This window comes from Methanosarcina spelaei, from assembly GCF_002287235.1.
GTDB lineage: Archaea > Halobacteriota > Methanosarcinia > Methanosarcinales > Methanosarcinaceae > Methanosarcina > Methanosarcina spelaei.
The window spans coordinates 1-5116 of record NZ_LMVP01000139.1 but is presented as its reverse complement, the minus strand read 5'-3'; the positions used below and the strand labels follow the sequence as shown (position 1 = coordinate 5116).

General features: G+C 35.5%; 7 protein-coding genes. 6 read left to right on the top strand and 1 reads right to left on the bottom strand.

What is annotated here, in order from left to right:
* On the bottom strand, positions 1-943 hold a 943-nt coding region (locus ASJ81_RS08780), incomplete at its 3' end, for an ISNCY family transposase (RefSeq protein ID WP_095642727.1).
* 382 nt (positions 944-1325) lie between these two features.
* Here ASJ81_RS08780 and ASJ81_RS08775 point away from each other — a divergent pair.
* The 6 genes from ASJ81_RS08775 (at position 1326) to ASJ81_RS08750 (ending at position 4838) form a co-directional block, all read left to right on the top strand.
* A complete protein-coding gene (locus ASJ81_RS08775; protein ID WP_095644142.1) occupies positions 1326-1784 on the top strand; it encodes an arsenate reductase ArsC in 459 nt (152 codons plus the stop codon).
* 151 nt (positions 1785-1935) lie between these two features.
* Positions 1936-2235: an ArsR/SmtB family transcription factor gene (locus ASJ81_RS08770; RefSeq protein ID WP_170943256.1), complete on the top strand. Its 300-nt coding sequence runs from the start codon at positions 1936-1938 to the stop codon at positions 2233-2235.
* A gap of 465 nt (positions 2236-2700) precedes the next feature.
* On the top strand, positions 2701-3672 hold the full coding sequence (locus ASJ81_RS08765) for a permease (RefSeq protein WP_095644140.1): 972 nt from the start codon (positions 2701-2703) through the stop codon (positions 3670-3672).
* 80 nt (positions 3673-3752) lie between these two features.
* On the top strand, positions 3753-3986 hold the full coding sequence (locus tag ASJ81_RS08760) for a thioredoxin family protein (RefSeq protein ID WP_095644139.1): 234 nt from the start codon (positions 3753-3755) through the stop codon (positions 3984-3986).
* A 61-nt stretch (positions 3987-4047) separates the two neighbouring features.
* Complete coding sequence (locus ASJ81_RS08755; protein WP_095644138.1) at positions 4048-4431, top strand: putative zinc-binding protein; 384 nt, start codon at positions 4048-4050, stop codon at positions 4429-4431.
* Positions 4432-4517: 86 nt separating this feature from the next.
* Entirely contained in the window at positions 4518-4838 is a 321-nt protein-coding gene (locus ASJ81_RS08750) for a DUF6951 family protein (RefSeq protein WP_095644137.1), read from the top strand.
* Positions 4839-5116: the final 278 nt, after the last annotated feature.

Sequence of the window (5116 nt, the reverse complement as noted above, 5' to 3'; positions counted from 1 at the left end):
TTTCTAGCTTCAATTTATATCTAAATCGGTTAAATTCCTTTTTTGCCTTTATACTCCATTCTTGATGCTTTTCTTCATTCATAATTACGTTAAGTTCTTCAGATAGAATTTTTTCCAGGAATTTAATCTCATTTTCACGATTGTAAAATATATTCAATAACCTGTATTTTAATAGTTCCTGTTCAATTGTTGTTTTCTTCGGAAAATCGCTAACTATAAGCTTGTTTAAGTGCATCAAACAGTATTGATGCACTAACTTATCCCCAAAAACTTCCTTTAAAATATCTGGGTATCTCTTATCAAAATCCGTAACAATAAACACAGGTTCTGATGTATCTAGATTTTTTCGTAGAAACGTTTTGATGGTTTCTGAACTTTTATCCTCAAAAAGTTCATCTGCTATTGTTCTTTGAGTTTTTGCATCCAGTAATGTTAAACGGTATTTCTGACAACGTCCCTCTTTTGGATGCTGTTCGTCATAGTGCACCATATGTACATTTTCTAAAATTGGAACATTTTCCTGTTCCATTTCTTTGTTGAATGTTCTAAAAATAGTGCTTCTTGATCTTGGAAATATGAAGCTCATTATATCAGAAATTCCATCATAAGAAACTTTATGGTATCTGAGCACCTGGAAAAAATTATTAAATGAATCAAAAAGTAAAGTTTTCAGACCTTCCCAAAAACTATGATCTTCTTCGTCTGTACTACCACAATTTTGGCATTTGTATCGACCAATGCTGATTTTTCCAAGACCTTTTTTGATGTATAGATTATAGCCGTTATGAACCATAGGAGCACTGCAAATAGGGCAGGCTGGAGGAATTTTTCTACGAAAAATTCCTCTTGTGGTATATTCGTAATCATTGCTATAACTATCAAAAAGGTATGAGAGAGCAGGGAGTTCCGATAAGTTATTAAGAGTAAGATTTATAATTACCATTGTTTTTGCCGTAACATCATTACATAGTTATAGAATTATAAATTTATATAGTGATGTTACACTTACTTTCATCACTAGATTTTGGAACTGAGTCAAATGTTTAGTGTTTAAATTGAAATCGATATCAGATTCCAGTTTTGCATTTGATGAATAATTTAACAAATTTTATGAAAATCAATGCAATTGATAACGATTTTTCCTTAACCGATGACCAATGAGTAAATATCAGAATTCCTGAACGACTACTTTTACTTATTTCCGGTTTTCCCTTACCAGTTCATAAAAAATCTTTATTTCTTCATCTGGATTTTTTAATATTTGTTCCAAGAGATTAAAGGAAACGTAGCAATGCTAATTAATCATCATATGCAATAATAATTAGATGGCGCCGAATACAAGATCACAGGAAAAGAAAAAGGTTCTCTTTCTATGCACCCACAACTCTGCCAGGTCCCAGATGGCTGAAGGTCTTTTGAGGGATATTTATGGAGATCGATACGAGGCTTACAGCGCAGGTGTCAGTGCCACAACTGTTAATCCTCATGCGCTTCAGGTAATGAAGGAAATAGGTGTTGATATCTCCAGTCAATACTCCAAAACTCCCAAAGAGTTCCAAGACATCATTTTTGATATGGCAATCACGGTATGTGACCGGGCTAAAGTGACCTGCCCAATTTGCAGTACAAATCTGGAGATTCCTGCAGAATATCCCAGAGCAAGAGAAGTAATTCACAAAAGTTTTGAAGATCCTGCTGCGGCGGTGGGGTCGGAAGAAGAACAGCTTAGAGTCTTTCGGCGAGTCAGAGATGAGATAAAGGATTGGATCTTGCAGACATTTTAAAAAACATTCCAAACTTGAAAAGCATATACTTTACTTTTATTAACCTGAATAACTGTGAAAGTCAAAATAGTCTTTATTTCCCATTTAACAATAAGAGTAGTTTCCTGTTTCGAAAAATATATATAGTTTCAAAGATTCAATAATTAATGATATGATTGATGAAGAAAATATAAAACTTTTTAAAGCTCTAAGCGAAGATACAAGGTATAGAATAATTAAGGCTTTAATCGAATCTGAAAATAACTGCAGAGAAAACAAATACAGTAATAAAGGGGAGCTATGTGCCTGTGAGATCCCGGAAATAATTGGTAGGACCCAATCCAATACTTCGATGCACCTTGCAAAGTTGCAGGATTGGGGAATAATTAAGGTAAGAAAAGAAGGGAAGATGAGGCTCTATTCTATAGAAAACAATAAAATCAGAAAGGTTTTAAAAGTTATTGACGAGTAATTTTTTTGTCCAATCACTTCAGTCGAAGTTCAAGATCTGTAATCCAAGATATGTGATATATTGTTTTTCTATCTCTTATGGCTCCTTTATTGGATTCATTTAAGACTTGTAATTTAGTTGACTATCTTAAAACCTTTTTGAAATCCGATACAAATGTCACATAATCAAATAGAAGATAGAGTTCAATAGTACCTAAAGTTCAATAGTACCTAAAGTTCAATAGTACCTAAAGTTCAATAGTACCTAAAGTTCAATAGTACCTAAAGTTCAATAGTACCTAAAGTTCAATAGTACCTAAAGTTCAATAGTACCTAAAGTTCAATAGTACCTAAAGTTCAATAGTACCTAAAGTTCAATAGTACCGTTAACTTTTTATCCCATAAAGAATATATCAATATATATTGATATGATCAAGAATGAATTCGATCTCAAATTAGATCACGAACCTTAAAGAAGGATTCCAAAATGGTTGATATATTCTATCCTCTTCAATGGATTGCTGACAAACTGACATATGAGGTCTTCGGGATTGCACCTGATACTCACCTTGGGGCAAGTGTCAATTTCATCATTTATGATGTGATGAAGATTTTCATCCTGTTAGCCTTTATGATCTTTGTTGTCTCCTATATCAGAACCTATATTACCCCTGAAAAAAGCCGAAAAATTCTTGGAGGGAAAAAAGGACTTCACTACCATCTGCTGGCCTCAATGATAGGAGTGGTCACCCCTTTCTGTTCGTGCTCATCCGTTCCGATCTTTATAGGGTTTGTGGAATCTGGAGTTCCTCTAGGAGTAACTTTTTCCTTCCTTATTACTTCCCCCTTAGTAAACGAAGCCGCAATTGCTGCACTGTGGGCCACCCTTGGTCTTGAAGCAACCTTGATCTATGTGATATCAGGTATTCTACTTGGCGTGCTAGCTGGATATCTTATAGGTCTCCTGAAGATGGAAAAATACGTAGCCGATTTTGTTTACAAGGTTAAAGTAGGTGATCAGTCCAAGAAGCCTGAAGAGCTCAACATAATGGAACGGGCTGCCATTGCCTATGACAGTGTTAAAGATATTGTGGGAAAAGTCTGGATCTATGTGATTATTGGAGTCACTCTCGGAGGCATCTTCCATGGATACGCACCTGAAGGTATCCTGGCGAAATATGCAGGTAAGGGCAATCCGTTTGCCGTTCCAATTGCGGTCGCTATAGGGGTGCCTCTCTACTCGAATATTATGGCTATGATCCCCATAGTAGAAAGCTTGATTGGCAAAGGGCTTCCAGTAGGGACTGCCTTAGCCTTCCTTATGGCGGTTAATGGAATTTCCCTCCCAGAAATAATAATTCTGAAAAAGGTGCTTAAAAACGAGTTGATAGGGGCTTTTGTTTTAATCATGACCATATCTATTATTTTTACGGGATATTTGTTTAATATTATTCTATGATATCAAAAGGTTCTGAAGCTTGAAATATACAAAAAAATACAAAGACAAAAGCAATAGAAAGTAAAATAGAGGTTAGAAACATGAAAATTGAAATTCTTGGTACTGGTTGTGCAAAATGTAAAAAAACAAAGGAAATTATTGAAAAAGTACTAAAGGAAACGGGTGTTGAAGCCGAAGTTGTTAAAGTAGAAGATGTTGAAAAAATTTTGAACTATGGTGTCATGGTCACCCCTGCAGTTGTAGTTGATGGGGATTTGAAAACAGTAGGCAAGACCCCAGATGAAAAAGAAGTTCGAAAGTGGATTTCTCAATAACAAAAGAGACCTAGTTATATCAAATAAAAATGCTAATAAAAATCAACAAGGGGAATAAATCATGGTAGAAGATACAAAATGTTCATGTGGTTCAGCAAATGTAGCAATTTTCCCATGTGTTGGAGCTTCAAATGTAGGTCAGCTTTCAAATAAAGTTGCAATTGAACTCGAACAACAAAACTTTGGAAACCTTATGTGTACCGTAGGAATCGGAGCTAGAGCCCCCGGACTTATGAAATCTGCCGAGGCTTCAGAAAGGATAATTGCAATTGATGGCTGCCCGGTAAACTGTGCAAGAAAAACTCTCGAACTTGCAGGTTTCAAAGTGGATCGACATATTGTAATTTCTGAGTTAGGAATTAAGAAGAATAAAGACAAGAATCTCAAGGACAATGAAATCTCAGAAGCTCTGGAAAAAACCCTTGAGAAACTACAATCCGAATGATCTCGATTTCAATTAATATCTATGCATTGCTGAGACCATTTATCTGAATAACAAAAACTTAAATTACAAAAATTAAGGGTGACAAATTGGCTGAATTTACTGTAAATTCTACTATCTGTGGTTTTGTTCACAAGATACATGGAAGCAAAAAAGGAAACAAAATTATTGTTGATATCGAAACTCCGTGTGAAAAGATAAAGAAATTCTCTCACATGGAAGTTCCCATGATGGAAATTCTGGATATCAAGAACAACTATGTCATTGATAGAGCACAGGAGGCGCAGTGCTCCTCTAATTGCCTTGTACCCTGTGCAGTGCTCAATCTTTGTAGAATGGAAAGTGGTTTCCTTGCAAAATCCCTGGTAAAAAAAGCAGGTAGCATCAGTATAGAGTTTGATGAAGTTTAAAAACGGAGGCAAGCTTTCCTTTTTTAATTTTTCAATAAATGTCTTCAAGAGGCTTATCCTTTCTTAATTTTGGACATTACATTCTGCTTTACTTCATTTTCATATTTCTTCCAGCTGTGTTCATGAATCTCGGGCATGGAAATTTCCGGAGCTTCACTTCTTTCTTTTCCGCTACAGGAATCGATCGCCTGTTGGATGACTGTGGGATCAGTTGTTCCTACACCCTAGCTTCGGCAGGTTAACGCAACTAGAGGTATATATTTTCATATTCCTCTCCC

What these genes read in the sequence shown, in the direction of transcription:
- ASJ81_RS08765 (WP_095644140.1), top strand. Translation starts at nt 2,701, where the DNA reads ATGGTTGATATATTCTATCCTCTTCAATGGATTGCTGACAAACTGACA.
- ASJ81_RS08775 (WP_095644142.1), top strand. Translation starts at nt 1,326, where the DNA reads ATGGCGCCGAATACAAGATCACAGGAAAAGAAAAAGGTTCTCTTTCTA.
- ASJ81_RS08755 (WP_095644138.1), top strand. Translation starts at nt 4,048, where the DNA reads ATGGTAGAAGATACAAAATGTTCATGTGGTTCAGCAAATGTAGCAATT.
- ASJ81_RS08770 (WP_170943256.1), top strand. Translation starts at nt 1,936, where the DNA reads ATGATTGATGAAGAAAATATAAAACTTTTTAAAGCTCTAAGCGAAGAT.
- ASJ81_RS08760 (WP_095644139.1), top strand. Translation starts at nt 3,753, where the DNA reads ATGAAAATTGAAATTCTTGGTACTGGTTGTGCAAAATGTAAAAAAACA.